This is a genomic window from Pseudomonas sp. G.S.17 (assembly GCF_038096165.1).
In the GTDB taxonomy this organism is placed as follows: Bacteria; Pseudomonadota; Gammaproteobacteria; order Pseudomonadales; family Pseudomonadaceae; genus Aquipseudomonas.
In genome coordinates this window covers 5,850,097-5,867,931 of sequence record NZ_CP151076.1, presented here as the reverse complement: position 1 = coordinate 5,867,931, position 17,835 = coordinate 5,850,097, and the positions used below count along the sequence as shown (strand labels likewise).

9 protein-coding genes are annotated in these 17,835 nt (G+C 60.3%); 4 read left to right on the top strand and 5 right to left on the bottom strand.

Annotated features, from left to right (window positions below; translation table 11 throughout):
- Positions 1-78 precede the first annotated feature (78 nt).
- The 3 genes from AABC73_RS27350 to AABC73_RS27340 form a co-directional block, all read right to left on the bottom strand.
- Positions 79-1,464, bottom strand: a complete 1,386-nt coding sequence (locus AABC73_RS27350) for a DUF3999 domain-containing protein (RefSeq protein WP_341521684.1) — start codon at positions 1,462-1,464, stop codon at positions 79-81.
- Positions 1,461-4,325 carry a DUF2339 domain-containing protein gene (locus AABC73_RS27345; RefSeq protein WP_341521683.1) on the bottom strand — a complete coding sequence of 955 codons (2,865 nt, stop codon included), beginning with the start codon at positions 4,323-4,325 and terminating at the stop codon, positions 1,461-1,463. The genes AABC73_RS27350 and AABC73_RS27345 overlap by 4 nt, the downstream gene beginning before the upstream one ends.
- Positions 4,326-4,543: 218 nt before the next feature.
- Positions 4,544-6,994, bottom strand: a complete 2,451-nt coding sequence (locus tag AABC73_RS27340) for a glycogen/starch/alpha-glucan phosphorylase (RefSeq protein ID WP_341521682.1) — start codon at positions 6,992-6,994, stop codon at positions 4,544-4,546.
- A 286-nt stretch (positions 6,995-7,280) separates the two neighbouring features.
- Here AABC73_RS27340 and pip point away from each other — a divergent pair, with 286 nt between their 5' ends.
- From pip to mdoH, 4 genes are all read left to right on the top strand, one after another.
- The gene (gene pip, locus AABC73_RS27335) at positions 7,281-8,252 is read left to right on the top strand and encodes a prolyl aminopeptidase (RefSeq protein WP_341521681.1); all 972 of its coding nucleotides are present in this window, start codon (positions 7,281-7,283) and stop codon (positions 8,250-8,252) included.
- A gap of 138 nt (positions 8,253-8,390) precedes the next feature.
- Complete coding sequence (gene dtd / locus AABC73_RS27330; protein WP_341521680.1) at positions 8,391-8,828, top strand: D-aminoacyl-tRNA deacylase; 438 nt, start codon at positions 8,391-8,393, stop codon at positions 8,826-8,828.
- 259 nt (positions 8,829-9,087) lie between these two features.
- Positions 9,088-10,980 (top strand): glucan biosynthesis protein G, encoded by a 1,893-nt coding sequence (locus AABC73_RS27325; RefSeq protein WP_341521679.1) that lies wholly within the window; start codon positions 9,088-9,090, stop codon positions 10,978-10,980.
- The gene (gene mdoH / locus AABC73_RS27320; protein ID WP_341521678.1) at positions 10,973-13,549 is read left to right on the top strand and encodes a glucans biosynthesis glucosyltransferase MdoH; all 2,577 of its coding nucleotides are present in this window, start codon (positions 10,973-10,975) and stop codon (positions 13,547-13,549) included. Before AABC73_RS27325 ends, mdoH begins: the two co-directional genes overlap by 8 nt.
- A gap of 135 nt (positions 13,550-13,684) precedes the next feature.
- Here mdoH and AABC73_RS27315 read toward each other — a convergent pair whose 3' ends face one another.
- Together AABC73_RS27315 and AABC73_RS27310 are read right to left on the bottom strand one after the other, a co-directional pair.
- On the bottom strand, positions 13,685-15,628 hold the full coding sequence (locus AABC73_RS27315; RefSeq protein WP_341521677.1) for a methyl-accepting chemotaxis protein: 1,944 nt from the start codon (positions 15,626-15,628) through the stop codon (positions 13,685-13,687).
- A 287-nt stretch (positions 15,629-15,915) separates the two neighbouring features.
- Positions 15,916-17,832 (bottom strand): methyl-accepting chemotaxis protein, encoded by a 1,917-nt coding sequence (locus AABC73_RS27310; protein ID WP_341521676.1) that lies wholly within the window; start codon positions 17,830-17,832, stop codon positions 15,916-15,918.
- Positions 17,833-17,835 lie beyond the last annotated feature (3 nt).

The following is a 17,835-nucleotide window of genomic DNA, read 5'->3' as shown; positions in this document are numbered from 1 at the left end:
CCTGCAATGCTGTAGGACCGGCTTCAGCCGGGAGGGAGTTTCTCGCGGCTAAAGCCGCTCCTATGATTCGGCGGCGACTCAGGTTTTGGGCGTCGCAGCCCGCAACGTACTCAAGGCCATCCAGCCGAGGAAGATCACGCCGAAAACCAGCACTGCCCATAGCCCGACACGTTTCCAGTCAATGCTGGCGGCGGCAGGTTCCGGCGGCGCGGCAACGATGACCGGGGCGCCGGCAGGTTCGGCTTTGCCCAGGGTGTTCATTTTTTGCACGCTGTAATCGGGGATGAGCGTCGACAATGGCAGGTTGGCTGCTTTTGCCGCCGGATTGCCGATGGCCAGAGTGAACGGACCATTGCCCCGCGCCAGGAACACGACCTGGGTGGCGCGCACGGCGAAGCGCACCTGCGGCGCTTCGTTGCCCAGGCCGCCGCCACGTTCATCGACTTCCAGTTTCAGTTGGCGAACGATCTGGCCGGACAACAACAGTTCATCCTGCACCACGTCCTGCCCGTTCTGGGTCAGGCGATACAACAAGCCGCTGCTGACCGGTTGCCACGCGTCCTGATCGCTGCGCCGTCCAAACAGCGTGCCCGGCGCCAGGCTGTTGGCCTGGGCGATGTCAAATTTCAGACGCTCGACTGGCAAACCGCTGGGCAACTGCCAGACATATTCCCCCGCTTTTTCGACTTTGCCGCTCACCGGCGACGACCAGGTCAACGGCAATTCCGGACGCTCGGTGTTGGCGCTGAGCAGCTGCGCCGAGGTCAGGTTCGGCGCTGTCTGCGGTGCGTTCCACAATAAACGCAGATAACGCGCCGTGCGGCCCGGCAAAGCGACCTCGCGCTGTTCGACCAGCTCGTCAGCGAAGGAAAGACGCGCCACTTGCCCGTCACCCCAGGCCTTCCAGTGTTGCAGGTCGTTGCTGGCTTCGATGCTGAAACGCTGGAAGCCCTCGTGCTCGGTGTCCCAGTCGATGATCAGCTGTTCCAGCGGAGCCTTGATGGCGCTGGTGTCCAGCAGCCAGCCACGCAGTACTTCTTCGCCCGCCTCGATATCACTTTGCGGCTGCACTTCGATCACCGTGCCGCTGGCCGTGCGCTGTACGCGGATGCCGGGCGCGGTTTCGGTATTGTCGGCGGCGCTGTAGAGCGCAAACCACTTCACGGCGGTGGACGGCTGGTCCGCATGCTTTGTGACCGGACTTTCAGTCAGCGCGTAGGCCTGGAGCTGGCCTTCGCTGTTGAACACCCGCAAGTCGCCGAGGCTGGTCTGCCGCGAATTGAGCTGCACCGTCAGCGGCAGGTCGACACGATACCAAGGGCCTTCGCCGGTCAGCTTCAACGGTGTCTGGCTGGCAAAGTCGCTCAGGTTTTCCTGGGCGTTGACCAGCGTCGCTGCCAACAAGGCAGCGCCGAACACGACAGTTTTGAACAGCAGCTGACGACTCACGAACGCGATCCTCATGGGTTTTCCGGCTCAGGATTGAGCGCGCCTGGTTTAGCGGTTGCCGCAGTTTTCGGCGGCAGTGGTGCGAAATATCCCACCACTAATAGCAAAACGCCAACGCCGATGAACGAGACGATGCGCGCCATGCCGCCTCGGTTACTCAGTTCGACGAAGAACAGTTTGGCGACCACCACGCCGATCAACACTGCGCCGGTGATCCAGATTTCGCGTCTTGCGCGCACATGTCCGCCGATCATCAGGGTCAGCGCCATCAGCGTCCAGACGATGGACAGCCCGGCCTGCACTTGCATGGAAGCCAGCAGTTTATCGATGTCCCATGGCACGCCAGCCCAGTGGTGAGCGGTGCGCGTGACCATGGCGCTGAACAGGATGAACAGCGAGGCGCCCGCGGCGATCAGCGCGACACGTTGGGCATGGCGTTCGCTCACGCCCAGTTGCGGCAGTTGGCTGCGGGTCCAGACAAACACGCCCATCAATGCCAGCAGCAGGCCCAGTTCCAGCGGGTTGAGCAAGGGAATGTACGGCAGCGGATTGGCTGCGCCGTCACTGAAGGAGTTAGCCAGCCAGAACCAGGTCAGCATCAGCAGCGCCAACGGGGCGGCGACCCAGACGCGATACTCTTTTGGATACGCGGCAATCGGCCATGACCAGTGGCGGGATGAGGTCATTGCCAGCAAATACAGGCTTGGCAGCAGCGCCCAGCCCAGCCAGCGCCAGGCGTTGTAATGTTCGGAAAGCTGCGCCATGGTCCAGCTCAACTCCAGCGCCAGCACGCTGATCGCCAGCCAGCAACCCAACACGTGCGCCAGACTCAGGGCTTTGCCGGGCAGCATGTCCGCCAGTCGGCGCAGAGAAATCAGGTGTGCGACGAGTACCGCGAGCCAGCCGATCCAGGCCCAATGGGCGAACGGATGAGCGTTCCATAGCCAGTTGAAAAGCATCAGCACGCCACCGATGGGCGTCAGCGCCAGCGTCAGTTTCGCCAGCTCCGGCCAACGCAGACGCAGGGCGATAAGCGTCCAGAGCCCCACGCTGGCGGCCGCGAGCAGCAGCATCCAGGTCGCCAGCAGGTCATCGGGCGAGAAACGCAGCGCCGCGACAGTCAGTGACAATATCCACCAGCCGCCACCCCAGAGAATCAGCAGCGGCGACAGATATTGAGCCTTGAGCGGGCCGGATACCGTGATGCGCTGCACCAGCAGGGCGCTAAGCAAACCCGCCAGGGCGATGATCATCGGTGTCCAGAAATCGCCGTGGGCCAGGAGCGGCGAGTACCAGGCGTTCATTTCGTTGAGGAACACCAGCCCGGCGGCAGCTTGCAGCAACAACCCGAAGATCCGCGCCAGCAGCCGTTGCTGACGCAGGCCCAACCAGAATACCGCAGCGCCTTCGATGGCCCAGGCGCACGTCGTCCATTGCGCATCGAGGCCCAGCGGGATCGCCAGGGTGGCGAACACCACGCCCAGCGCCAAACAGGTTTCCACCAACAACAAGGCGCGTCCTGGCGCACGACCGGCCAGCAGTCGCGCAATGCCCATATAAAGCAGGCCCAATGCCAGAGCGCTGAAGGCTGCACCAAATTCGATGGTCTGCATGAGCGCGTATTGCAGACCGAAGCCAGCGATGGGCGTGCCGAACAGCAAAGTGCCGTCCACGTAATCACCCTGACGCCGTGACCAGCGCAGCATGGCTGCGCGGCTGTCGTCTTCCGGGGCGCAGGGCAATTCCTGAAGCTTGTGACGGGCGAACAGCAGGCCGATGGCCAGATACATCAAGAAGAACAGCAGCAAAAACGGCTCGGTGCTCCAGAACAGTTCCGGTGTGTAACCGCGCAGGCCCCACGCCAGACCGATGCCGAAGGTGCCGAAGAAACCGATCAGGTTCAGCAGGCGCCAGGCCTTGAACCAGGCGATGGCGAAAATGCCCGCATTGAGCAAGGCGAAGTAGCTGAACAGTGTGATGTGGCTGCCTTGCCCGGTGGACGAGAGGATCGGCGCCGCGAAACCACCAAGCGCCGCCGCACAGGCCAGCGCCAGAGAATTCTGGGTGATCGCCAGCATCGCGGAAAAAGCCGTCGCCGCCACCAGCAGGACAAATCCGAGGCTGGGATCGAGCAAATCATGGACTTTCATCGCGCCGAGTACCGTCAGGTACAGCACGCCGATCCCGGTGCCCTGCATCATCAGGGCAAAAGACCTGTTGCGCTGCCGCAGCCACCAACCCAGACCCAACAAGGCCAAGGCGCTGGCGGCGACTCCGGCGTAGCGGGCTTCAATCGGCACGACCATGCCTTCGGTGGCATACCGCAACAGAAACGCCAGGCCGAGAAACAGCAACACCACACCGACGCGCAGCACGGTGTTGCCGCCCAGCAGCCAGTCCCGAGCTTTTTGAATTGCTGCATCAACGGGATTAGGGCCGGTTGGTTCTGCTTTGGACTTGGCTGCAGTGGGCTCGGCGCGCGTCAAAGGCGCTGCCGGTTGTGGCCATTGGGAATGAGCTTGCGCTTCGTCCGGCAGGTCCCAGATCAACTCCGGCCCATCGGATTGCGTTGCGACGATCACGGCATCTTCGGGCAGCGGCGCAGGGGCGAGCGCCGGTTCGGCCTTGCTGAACGGGGAGGTGGGCGGGAATTCCAGGCGGGTCAGGCGTTGTTGCAGGGATTCGATGTTTTTCTGCGCTGCGTCGAGTTGCTCGCGCTGTTCTGCCGACTGCTTGCGCAGCTTGGCCAGACGCACGCTCAGCCAGGCGGCCCAGCCAAGGGCAATCGCCACGCTGCTGTTCATCCACGGATAAAACAGATCCTCGGCCAGATACCCCACCGCACCCAGCCCCACCACCAGCAAAATCCATTGCACGCCAGGACATCCTTTTCAGTCAGTAGTCGTTCAGGGACGAACGCAGCGGCGCAGTATAGCGAGGCGCGCCGGGGAATGGCGTGATGGGGTTGGCTAAGACCTCCAGGAAAGGTCACTTTTATTTGTTGGAGCAAGGCTTGCCGTAGGACCGGCTTTAGCCGGGAGGGCATTTGGCGCCCTCGCGACTAAAGTCGCTCCTACGGTTCGGGGTTGGGCCCTTAGTCCAGCGCCTTCCAGATATCACCCGCGTATTCACGGATGGTCCGGTCGGAGGAAAACCAGCCCATGCGCGCCGTGTTGAGTACGGCCGAGCGCCACCATTCCTTGGAATCGTGCCAGTGCGCTTCGACCTTGGTCTGGGCAGCCCAATACGAGTCAAAGTCGGCACAGACCAGGAAGCGGTCGTAGGCCATCAACTGGTCGATCAGGCCGACATAGCGGTTCGGATCATCCGGCGAGAACACCCCGCCACGAATCGCTTGCAGCACGTCATTGAGCCGACCGGAAGCCGCCGCTGCGGCATAGGCGCTGAAATCGCCGGTCTGCTTGTGCGCTTCGACTTCCTGAGCAGTCATGCCAAAGATGAACATGTGTTCCTGACCGATCAGCTCGCTCATTTCCACGTTGGCACCGTCCAGCGTGCCGATGGTCAGCGCGCCGTTGAGGCCGAACTTCATGTTGCTGGTGCCCGATGCTTCCAGGCCCGCCGTGGAAATCTGCTCGGAAAGGTCGGCCGCCGGAATGATGCTTTCCGCCAGGCTGACGTTGTAGTTGGGCATGAACACCACTTTGAGCAAGCCGCGTACGGTTGGATCGTTGTTCACGGTCCGCGCGATGTCGTTGGTCAGCTTGATGATCAGCTTGGCCGAGTGATAACTGGCCGCTGCCTTGCCGGCGAAGATCTTCACCCGCGGCACCCAATCGGTGCCTGGCTCAGCGCGAATGGCCTGATACAGCGCAACGGTGTGGAGCAGGTTCAACAGTTGGCGTTTGTATTCATGAATCCGCTTGACCTGCACGTCGAACATCGCCGCCGGGTTGACCACGATCCCCATGCGTTCATGGATGATCGCCGCCAGGGCGCGTTTGCTGTGCAGGCGCTGATCGGCAAATTGCTTGCGGAACGAGCTCTTGTCAGCAAAGGGTTCCAGCTCGATCAGACGCGTCTCGGCATTGTCGAGAACCTCGTCGCCAAGGGCGTCCTTGAGCATTTCGGTCAGCTTCGGGTTGGCCTGGAACAACCAACGACGGAAGGTAATGCCGTTGGTTTTGTTGTTGATGCGTTCCGGATACAGCTTGTGCAGCTCGGCGAACACGGTCTTGCGCATCAGTTGCGTGTGCAGCGCAGACACGCCGTTGACGCTGTGGGAACCGAGGAACGCGAGGTTGCCCATTCGCACGCGGCGGCCGTTGTCTTCTTCGATCAGCGATACGGCGCGCAGTACGTCGAAATCATGAATGCCCTTGGCACGCAGGGTATCGATGTGTTGCGCGTTGATCATGTAGATGATCTGCATGTGGCGCGGCAACATCCGCTCCATCAGGCCCACCGACCAGGTTTCCAGCGCCTCGGGCAGCAAGGTGTGGTTGGTGTAGGCCAGGGTGCCGACGGTGATTTTCCAGGCGGTGTCCCACGCAATGCCGTGATTGTCGATCAACTGACGCATCAGCTCGGCCACGGCGATTGACGGGTGTGTGTCGTTCATCTGGATCGCCGCATGATCGGCCAGATCCAGCAGCGTGGCGTGCATGTTCAGGTGGCGACGCAGCAAGTCCTGCAGGGACGCGGAGACGAAAAAGTACTCTTGGCGCAGACGCAATTCCTGACCGGCTTCGGTGGCGTCGTTGGGGTACAGCACGCGGGAAATACTCTCCGCACGTACGACCTCGGCGACCGCACCAAAGTGGTCGCCGGCGTTGAAACGCTCAAGGTGCAAGTCCCCCACCGCTCGGGCGCGCCACAAGCGCAGGGTATTCACACTCTTGCCGCGCCAGCCGACCACGGGCGTGTCGTAGGCGATGGCCCGCACGGTTTCCGAAGGACGCCAGACCTGATGCGGTTCGCCCGCGTCATTGAGTACGGTTTCGACACTGCCGCTGAAGCCGATGGGGTAAACCACTTCAGGGCGTTCGAATTCCCAGGGGTTACCGAAGTCGAGCCAGTTTTCCGTTTGTTCCTGCTGCCAGCCGTCGACGATCGCCTGCCGGAACAGGCCGTGTTCATAGCGAATGCCGTAGCCGTGCCCGGCAATGCCCAGCGTCGACATGCTTTCCATGAAGCACGCGGCCAGACGACCCAGGCCGCCGTTGCCCAGCGCTGCGTCCGGTTCGAGCAGACGAATGCGCTCGATGTCCACGCCCAGTTCGGTCATGGCCTCGCGAGCGATTTCCAGCAAACCGAGGTTACTCAGGCTGTCGTACAGCAGACGCCCGATGAGAAATTCCAGAGACAGGTAATAGACGCGTTTCTGTACCTTGCGGTAAATCTGCCGAGTGTGGTCCATCCAGTGTTCAACCATGTGGTCGCGAGCGGCCAGTGCCACGGCTTCGAACCAGTCATGCTCAAAGGCATGGTCGGGATCCTTGCCCACCGCATAGGTGAGTTTGGCAAGTACAGCGGCGCGGAAAGCAGCCACCTCAGCGTCACGAACGAGTGGTTCCTGAGACATCAATGCGACCTCAAGTAGTCAGACGAATGAAGGATGGGTTCTTTTGACTGTAGGGCGTGTCTCCGATTATTTCCCGAAATATCTGAAATAACCGGGCGGACATCCCCTGCTTCGACACAAGCTTGACGGTCTGGTTCGCGAACCCACGTAATTGGCAAAACGCTTGCATTGATCGTTCCAGTCGCAAGGCGGCCGTCGTTTGACAGCATGAACATTCCTCGTTTCGGGTTTATGATGCCCAACGGCAGATAGATAGAAGCCCCCGAATCGCAATTACGGAGCACCTATGCAGACCTTGTACCCGCAGATCAAACCCTACGCCCGGCACGATCTGGCCGTGGAGCAGCCGCATGTGTTGTATGTCGACGAAAGCGGGTCGCCGGAAGGTCTGCCGGTGGTCTTTATTCATGGTGGCCCCGGTGCAGGTTGCGATGCGCAGAGCCGCCGTTATTTTGACCCTAACATGTATCGCATCATCACTTTCGATCAGCGCGGTTGCGGCCGTTCGACGCCCCACGCCAGTCTGGAAAACAATACGACCTGGCATCTGGTCGAAGATCTGGAGCGGATTCGCGAGCATCTGGGTATCGACAAATGGGTGCTGTTCGGCGGTTCCTGGGGTTCGACGCTGGCGCTGGCGTATGCCCAGACCCATCCAGAACGTGTCCATGCGATGATCCTGCGCGGCATTTTCCTGGCCCGCAAGCAAGAGATCGACTGGTTCTACCAATGTGGCGCGAGCCGCATGTTCCCGGATTACTGGCAGGACTACGTGGCGCCGATCCCGCTGGATGAGCGCGGTAACTTATTGGCCGCCTTCCATAAACGCCTGACCGGCTCCGACCAGATCGCCCAGATGCACGCGGCCAAGGCCTGGTCGACCTGGGAAGGCCGCGCCGCGACCTTGCGCCCCAATCCGCAAGTGGTTGATCGCTTCTCGGAACCGCAACGGGCGCTGTCCATTGCGCGCATCGAATGCCACTACTTCACCAACCAGTCGTTCCTTGAAGAAAACCAGCTGATTCGCGACATGCCCAAGATCGCGCATCTGCCGGGCATCATCGTGCATGGCCGCTATGACGTGATCTGCCCGTTGGACAACGCCTGGGAATTGCATCAGGCGTGGCCCAACAGCGAGCTGCAAGTGATCCGCGATGCCGGCCACGCCGCTTCTGAACCGGGTATTACCGACGCTCTGGTGCGCGCCGCCGCGCAAGTCGCCCGCCGCTTGCTGGATCTGCCGCCTGAAGAGGCGTAATCCGAAATCTATCCGTAGGAGCGAACTCGGTGGGAGCGAGCTTGCTCGCGAAGGCGAAATCCCTGCCTTGCGAGAGGGTTCGGCTGTACCGGCCTCTTCGCGAGCAAGCTCGCTCCCACGACAATCAAGGAAACCGTAATGAAAGGCTTGTTACAACGCGTGCGCGGTGCCCGTGTCGAGGTGGATGGGCAGATTGTCGGGTCCATCGATCAAGGGCTGCTGGTGCTGGTCGGGGTCGAACCTCAAGACACGCAGGCCAGTGCCGATAAGCTGTTGCACAAGCTGCTCAACTACCGGGTGTTCAGCGATGCCGAGGGCAAAATGAACCTCTCGGTGCGTGATGTAGCAGGTGGATTGCTGCTGGTTTCGCAGTTCACTCTGGTTGCTGACACCAAAAGTGGCATGCGCCCAAGCTTCTCCAGGGCCGCGCCGCCGGCACTGGGCGCCGAATTGTTCGACTATTTACTGAAGCAGGCAAAAACCTCGCATGCGCAGGTTGCAGCGGGCCAATTTGGTGCAGATATGCAGGTGCATTTGGTCAATGATGGCCCAGTGACATTTTTGCTTGAGACATAAATAGCGTTTTGGCCTGTGCGGCCCGAATTTATTAGGCGATAAAGCAATAAATACTTTGCTGCACATGATGCGTTGTAACGCGCGCTACTAGATAATCGCGCGCTACGGGTATCGGCATTTGTAGGTCCGTTCGGCAAGGTCAGTAGGCTGGTTCGACACCGTTTGGGGAATCATTACGCCCTTTCGGAGTCGGAACAATGCTCGCCAACCCGGCACTTGATAGCTGGCCGTTGGTTTTTTCATCTGTTTTCGGCGAGGGTTGCTCGTGATTGTTAGTCCCTGTAATGCAGCAAAGACACCTGGCAAACGGTTGCGTAGCGCGCTGTTGGCAAGCTCGGCCCTGATCTGTCTGTTCGGCTCCACTTCCCTGTGGGCGTTCGATCTGGATGACGTAGCCGCCAAGGCAAAGGAAATGTCCGGGAAGAAGTTCGAAGCTCCAAAGAGCAATCTGCCGGCAGAGTTCCGCGACATGAAGTTCGCGGACTATCAGAAAATTCGTTTCCGTGAAGACAAGGCGGAGTGGGCGGCAGACAAGACACCGTTCAAATTGTCTTTCTACCATCAGGGCATGCATTTCGACACCCCGGTCAAAATCAACGAAGTCACGGCTACCACCGTTGAAGAAATCAAGTACGACAGCAGTCGTTTTGATTTCGGCGACGTGAAAGTCGACCCGAAAGCCACCGAAAAACTCGGCTATGCCGGTTTCCGCGTGCTTTACCCGATCAACAAAGACGACAAGCGTGACGAGATCATGACCATGCTGGGCGCGAGTTATTTCCGCGTCATCGGCAAGGATCAGGTCTACGGCCTGTCGGCGCGTGGCATGGCAATCGATACCGCCTTGCCATCGGGCGAAGAATTCCCGCGTTTCACTGAATTCTGGATTGAAAAGCCAGGCGCTGATGACAACCATCTGGTGATCTTCGCGCTGCTGGACTCGCCACGTGCGACCGGCGCCTACAAGCTGACCCTGCGCCCTGGCACCAACACGCTGGTGGACGTCGAGTCGCGCATGTTCCTGCGTGACAAGGTCACCAAGCTGGGCGTTGCGCCATTGACCAGTATGTTCCTGTTCGGTGCCAACCAGCCTTCGCGCGTGCTCAACTATCGTCGCGAGCTGCATGACTCCAGCGGTCTGTCGATTCAGGCAGCCAATGGCGAATGGATCTGGCGTCCGCTGAACAACCCTAAACACCTGTCGGTCAGCAGCTTCTCGGTGGAAAACCCGCGTGGCTTCGGTCTGTTGCAGCGTGGCCGTGAATTCAGCAGCTACGAAGACCTCGATGACCGCTACGACAAGCGTCCAAGCGCGTGGATCGAGCCAAAAGGCGATTGGGGCAAAGGCACCGTCGATCTGGTCGAGATCCCGACTGCTGACGAAACCAACGACAATATCGTTGCGTTCTGGAAGCCGGAAACTCTGCCAGCGCCTGGCGAACCGATGAACTTCAACTACCGCATGCATTGGACCATGGATGAAAAATCCATCCATTCGCCGGATCTGGGCTGGGTCAAGCAGACCCTGCGTTCGCTCGGTGACGTGAAACAGTCCAATCTGGTTCGTCAGACCGACGGCTCTGTTGCCTTCCAGGTCGATTTCGTCGGTCCGGTTCTGGCGCGCTTGCCGGAAGACAAGACCATTCGCAGCCAGGTTATTACCGATGACAACACTGATCTGGTCGAGAACAACCTGCGCTATAACCCGGTTACCAAGGGTTATCGCCTGACGCTGCGCGTGAAGGTCAAGGACACCAACAAGCCGATCGAGATGCGCGCTTATCTGCTGCGCGAGATTCCTGCCGAACCGGGCAAGGAACCTGCGCTGCTTGTTGCTGACAAAACACATGTCGGCGACGAGAAAAAACCTGCCGCTGCGCCTGCTAAAGACGCTGCGAAAGACGCGCCTAAAGAAGCACAGACTGACCTGGCCAAGGCCGCCGCCGGTACGCCTGCAGACGCTGCCAAAGCGGATGCCGCGAAGACCGAAGCAGCCAAGGCTGACGTCGCCAAGACCGACGTTGCCAAAGACAAAGACGGCAAAGAGATCCAGCAGCCTGTAACCGAAGCTGCGCCCACCCATCCGGAACCGGCCAAGACGCTGCAAGTCATGACCGAGACCTGGAGCTACCAGTTGCCAGCCGATGAGTAATTCTCTACCGGTGCCAGAGTCGCTCAGCGAATATCTGGCACATATACCGATGAGCGACGAGCAGCGGGCCGAACTGGCTTCCTGTAAATCGTTCACGGAGTTGCATGAACGTCTTTCGGCACAGCCGATTGCCGATCCAGCCGATGCCGCCCAGGCATCGGTGGGTCGTCGCCTGACGCTGACCACCGCCGACGAGCTGCAAGAAGCCGAGATGCTTGGCGTCGATGCAAGCGGGCGGGTGTGCCTGAAAGCCACACCACCGATTCGCCGGACCAAAGTCGTTCCCGAGCCATGGCGGACCAATATTCTGGTTCGCGGCTGGCGCCGACTGACGGGCCGCACCAACCCGGTCGAGCCTGTGCCGGATCGCTTGCCCAAGGCACGCTGGCGCACGGTTGGTTCCACGCGTCGGTATATCCTGCTGATCCTGATGCTGGGTCAAACCATCGTCGCCAGCTGGTACATGAAAGGCATCATGCCGTATCAAGGCTGGTCCCTGGTTTCGCTGGACGAAATCACCCACCAGACATTCGTGCAAACGGCGATGCAAGTGCTGCCGTATGCCTTGCAGACCAGCATTCTGTTGCTGTTCGGCATTCTGTTCTGTTGGGTTTCGGCGGGTTTCTGGACCGCTCTGATGGGCTTCCTCGAGTTGCTCACCGGGCGCGATAAATACCGCATCTCCGGTGCCAGCGCTGGCAATGAGCCGATTGGAAAGGGTGCTCGCACCGCGTTGGTCATGCCGATCTGCAACGAAGATGTGCCCCGGGTTTTCGCCGGCCTGCGCGCTACGTTCGAATCGGTTGCCGCCACCGGTGACCTGGATCGCTTCGATTTCTTCGTGCTCAGCGATACCAATGATTCCGACATCGCCGTGGCCGAGCAGCAAGCCTGGCTTGAGGTGTGTCGCGAAGCCAAAGGTTTCGGCAAGATCTTCTATCGTCGTCGTCGCCGTCGCGTAAAACGCAAAAGCGGCAACCTCGATGACTTCTGCCGTCGCTGGGGCGGTGACTACAAGTACATGGTCGTCCTCGACGCTGACTCGGTAATGAGCGGCGAATGCCTGACCAGTCTGGTGCGCTTGATGGAAGCCACTCCGGACGCCGGTATCATCCAGACCGCGCCACGCGCTTCGGGCATGGACACGCTTTATGCACGCATGCAGCAATTTGCTACCCGTGTGTATGGCCCGTTGTTCACCGCCGGTCTGCACTTCTGGCAGCTGGGTGAATCCCACTATTGGGGCCACAACGCGATCATCCGCATGAAGCCGTTCATCGAGCACTGCGCCTTGGCGCCGTTGCCCGGTAAAGGCGCGTTTGCCGGTGCGATTCTGTCTCACGACTTCGTCGAAGCTGCGCTGATGCGCCGTGCCGGCTGGGGCGTGTGGATTGCCTACGATTTGCCGGGCAGTTACGAAGAGTTGCCGCCGAACCTGCTGGATGAACTCAAGCGCGACCGTCGCTGGTGTCACGGCAACCTGATGAACTTCCGGCTGTTCCTGGTCAAAGGCATGCACCCGGTTCACCGGGCGGTGTTCCTGACCGGCGTGATGTCCTACTTGTCAGCGCCGTTGTGGTTCTTCTTCCTGGTGTTGTCCACAGCCTTGCTGGCGGTGAACACGCTGATGGAGCCGACCTACTTCCTCGAACCGCGTCAGCTGTATCCGTTGTGGCCACAATGGCACCCGGAAAAAGCCGTTGCCTTGTTCTCGACGACGATTGTCCTGCTGTTCCTGCCTAAACTGCTCAGTGTGATTCTGATCTGGGCCAAGGGCGCAGTCGGTTTTGGCGGCAAGTTCAAGGTCACCGCTTCGATGCTGATGGAAATGCTCTTCTCGGTGCTGCTGGCTCCGGTACGCATGTTGTTCCATACCCGCTTCGTACTGGCGGCTTTCCTGGGCTGGGCTGCGACCTGGAACTCTCCACAGCGCGACGATGACTCCACGCCATGGCTTGAGGCGGTCAAGCGTCACGGTCCGCAAACCCTGTTGGGTGCGTGCTGGGCATTGCTGGTGGCCTGGCTGAACCCAAGCTTCCTGTGGTGGCTGGCGCCGATTGTCGGTTCGTTGATGCTGTCGATCCCGGTTTCGGTGATCTCCAGCCGCACCAACCTGGGCCTGAAAGCGCGCGACGAGAAGCTGTTCCTGATTCCTGAGGAATACGCGCCGCCGCAAGAGCTGATCTCCACTGATCTGTACACCCATGAAAACCGCTGGCATGCACTGAAGCAGGGTTTCATCCGCGCAGTGGTCGATCCGCAGCAGAATGCCTTGGCCTGTGCGTTGGCGACTTCACGTCACCGCGTTGTCGAGCCTATCGAGTTCGTACGTGCCGAACGTGTGCGTCACGCCCTCAAAGCCGGTCCCGACAAGCTCGATAACCATGAGCGGCTGATGCTGTTGAGCGACCCGGTTGCCCTGGCTCGCTTGCACGAACAGGTCTGGAACGAAAGCCATCCAGAATGGCTGGCGGCCTGGAGAGCGTCCATCGAAGCGGATCCACACGCTCCGTTGTTGCCTCTCAAGCCCGTCCAGCACGAGCCTGAACCTTCGTTGGTTCATGCTTGATAGCTGAGCGGTAGAAACAAAAACGGCGCCCCGAAAAGGCGCCGTTTTTTTGTTTGAAGAACCCTGTAGGACCGGCTTTAGCCGGGAGGACAATTGTGATGCTCTCGCGACTAAAGTCGCTCCTACGGCCGGTCTTTACGCAACCCGAAACTTTGCCACCAACCCCTGCAAATGCGTGCCCAATCTGGCCAGTTCCACGCTCGACGCTGCGGTTTCGTCGCTGGCGGCTGCGGTCTGTTCGGACACGTCGCGCACGCTCAGCACGTTGCGGTTGATTTGTTCGGCCACGGTGCTTTGCTCCTCGCTGGCAGCGGCGATCTGCAAGTTCATGTCCTGAATGTTCGACACGGTTCGGGTGATCTGCTCCAGAGCGCTGCCCGCGCGGCGGCTTAGTTGCACGCTGTTGTCGGTCAGGCTGCGGCTGCTGTCCAGCGTCGTGGCGACTTGCTGGGTGCCGTTCTGCAGCGCGGCGATCAGCTCTTCGATTTCCTCGGTGGACTCCTGCGTGCGCTGCGCCAGGCTTCTGACCTCATCGGCAACCACCGCAAAGCCACGCCCGGCCTCGCCGGCCCGCGCCGCCTCGATGGCTGCGTTCAGAGCCAGCAGATTGGTTTGCTGCGAAACCGACTTGATCACGTCGAGAACGCCGCCGATCTTGTCGCTTTCCTGCTTGAGCAGGTTCATCGCCCGGGTTGAATTGGCCACCTCCTGCGCCAGTTGCTCGATCTGGCCGATGGCCTCGCCGACCACCTGATCGCCCTCGCGCGCCTGCCGGTCGGCATGTACTGCGGCCTCGGACGCTTGCTGGGCGTTGCGTGCCACTTCCTGCACCGATGCGGCCATCTGATTCATTGCGGTGGCGACCTGATCGGTTTCGTCTTTCTGGTTATTGATGCCCACGCTGGTCTGCTCGGTCACCGCCGACAATTGCTCGGCGGCGCTGGCGATTTGCGTGACCCCGTCGCCGATTCCGCCGATCAAGTCCCGCAGGCTCAACGTCATGGCCTGGATGCTCGCCTGCAATTGGCCCATCTCGTCGCTGCGCTCGACGTTCATGTCCCGGCTCAAATCACCCTGGGCGATGCGTTCGGCGGCGTTCAGGGTCTGGTGCAGTGGCGTGATGATTTGGCGGGTGATGATCCAGGCGGCGAGCAGACCCAGCAACATCGCCAGGCTTGCGACGCCGGTCAGCGTAGTGCGCGAAGTGGCAGCTTCGGCGCTGCGCTGGGCGCTTTGCAGGCTGATCAGTTCCGCAACCGAGGCGAGCATCCTGTCGCCCAGGTCTTCCAGGCGCTCCTGGGCCGCTTCGACCTTGACCTGTGCGTTCTTGAACTCCGTCAGCTGGTTGCGATAGTGCTCCAGCGGTGCCTTGGCCGGCTGCAAACCCTTGAGATTGTCATCGGATTGATCCTCGGCGATCTGCTGAACTTCCTTGAGCGCCTCGTCGATGGCGCTGAGCGCCGCCGTTTCGTAGGCTTCCAGGCCGCTGAAGGTGTAAGCCTGGACTTGATAACGAGCGGTCTGGATCTGTTGCTTGAGCTGGGAAATATTGGTGAATTCCTCCAGCCGTTCGCCGTTGTCCTGTTCCTGGCTGACCGCCTTGAGCACTTCGTTTTCAACCTGCGCGACCGCCTGCACCGCCTGTTCGGACTGTTGCTCCAGCAGGGTGCGCGACTGTTCGCGAGCCTTGTGCTCGGCACCCAGCTCGCTGAAGGTGTTTTCCATCTTGCTGACGAGCTGATTTTGTTCGGTCAGCCACTTCATGCTGCCGTCATCGTCGGTTTGCTTGCGCAGCGTTTCCAGATGAGTCTCCAGCGCATTAAGCCGGTCGACCACGTTCCTGGCGTTTTCTGCGCTGTTATTGGTACGAAACATGATCCGCTCGGCGCGCAGATCCTTGGTCATGTTGCTCAATTGGCCGGTGGCGGTCAGCGATTCCGACCAATCGATCATCTTGTCCAGGCCGTGCCAGCCCGTCAGGGTGATTGCCAGCGTCAGCAACAGCACGAGCCCGAAGCCCAGCGCCAGTTTGAGTTTGACGCTCGTATTGCCGAGCGCATGGTTGAGCCATCGAAACATGGAGAATCTCCTGCAAGTGAGCCAGACAGGCAGGTCCGAGGCGAGCCACGGCCTGCGTTGTCAGCGCATCGGCAGGCGAATCAGAAGCGCGACCTGAATAGGTCGTAGGAGATTTCCGAGAGGAAAAGCGGAGTGATCGGCGTCACGTTTTCTGGATCGCCGACCCACGGCAGGAGCTGTTTCTGTGGGAGCGAGCTTGCTCGCGAATAGGAATTCCAGTCGGCAGATTTTTCAGCGCCTGGACTATTGACTTCGCGAGCAAGCTCGCTCCCACGGTGTTTACACAACTACACCCGAAATTTGCTTACCAGCACCTGCAGATGACTTCCCAGACGCGCCAGCTCAACGCTGGAGGCGGCGGTTTCTTCGCTGGAGGCGGCGGTTTGTTCGGAAACGTCGCGCACGTTGAGGATGCTGCGATTGATTTCCTCGGCAGTCGCGCTTTGTTCTTCGGCGGCGGCGGCGATTTGCTGGTTCATCGCCTGGATCGCCGAAACGGTGCGGGTGATGTTTTCCAGCGAGTTGCCGGCGCGGCGGGTCAGATCGACGCTGCTGACGGTCAGTTCACGGCTGTTGTCCATGATGGTCGCCACTTGCTGCGTACCGCTCTGCAAGCCGGAAATCAGTTGCTCGATTTCCTCGGTGGATTTTTGCGTGCGCTGGGCCAGGCTGCGCACTTCATCGGCCACCACTGCAAATCCGCGACCCGCTTCACCGGCACGCGCGGCCTCAATGGCGGCGTTCAAGGCCAGCAGGTTGGTTTGCTGCGCCACCGACTTGATCACATCAAGGACGCTGCCGATCTTGTCGCTCTCGCGCTTGAGTTCGCTCATGGCTTCGGTGGAGTTACCCACTTCCGCAGCTAGACGCTCGATCTGGGCAATTGCTTCGTTGACCACGCGATCACCTTCGCGCGCTTGCTGATCGGCAGCCACTGCGGCCTCGGAAGCTTCCTCGGCGTTACGGGCGACTTCCTGCACCGTGGCGGTCATTTCGTGCATGGCGGTGGCGACCTGATCGGTCTCAACCTTCTGGCTGTTGACCCCGGCGCTGGTTTGCTCGGTCACGGCGGACAGTTGCTCGGCGGCACTGGCGATTTGCGTGACACCATCGCGGATGCCGCCAATCAGCTCGCGCAGGCTGACGGTCATGCGCTGAATGCTGCCCTGCAGCTTGCCCAGCTCGTCCTTGCGGTCAATAGTCAAATTGTTGCTCAGATCACCCGACGCCACGCGCTCGACAATCTGCAAGGTATGCAGCAACGGCACGACAATTTGACGGGTGATGACCCACGCCGCGATAACCCCGAACAACAGGGCTAGCACTGTCGCCAGCGTCAGCATCGACTTGGCTTGCTGGCTTTCGGTGCCACGTTTGCTGTATTGATCGGCGTTCAGCTTATCGCTGAAATCCAGCAGATCTTGGCCTTGCGCAGTCATCTTTGCCAAGGCTTCCTTGCTGGCTTGTTGGGCGTCGCGATATTGGCCGACTGCTGCTTGATAAGCCTTGAGACCGACAATGGCGGTTTGCAACTGCCCCAGATAGACCGGCGGGATGTTGCCCGCCAGGGTATTGATGCCGATCAACGCCTGGTCAATTCCCGCGTTGGCGTTCTTTTCGAACTCGGCCTTGCCGCTGTAGGTGTAACCGCGCACCTGATAGCGCGCTTGCTGGATCAGTTTGCTGACCTCAACCGCACCGTTGAATTGCAGCATGTCGTCGCCCTGCAGCAGCGACGCTTCGATTTTGTCGATCTCGGCTACAGCCTTGTCGGCTGCATCACCCATCAAGGAGCGGCTTGCTTCGCGGGACGCCATCGCCTGGGTCATCTGCGCAAACGAGCGTCGGTACTCGACCGCTGACTGAGTCTGCTGATCCAGCCACTTCTGGCTTTCCGGACTCACGACTCGAGCACGGGCGAGTTTCACTTCGCTGTCGAGCTTATCCAGTGCGGCCGTGACCCCAGCGGCAGTCTCCGCGCTGTATTGCATCTCGTAGGCCATACGTTTGACGCGCAAGTCCAGCGTTGCCTGGCTGACCTGCCCGATGGCCGCCAGCTTGTCGCCGCGATCGATCAAAGAGGTCACGCTCAGCCAGCCGGTGAGCGTGATCAATACGGTCAATAACAACACCAGGCCGAAGCCCACTGCCAGCTTGAGACTGACGCTCATGTTTCCTAGGGCTTGGGTGAACCAGCGCGGCATGGT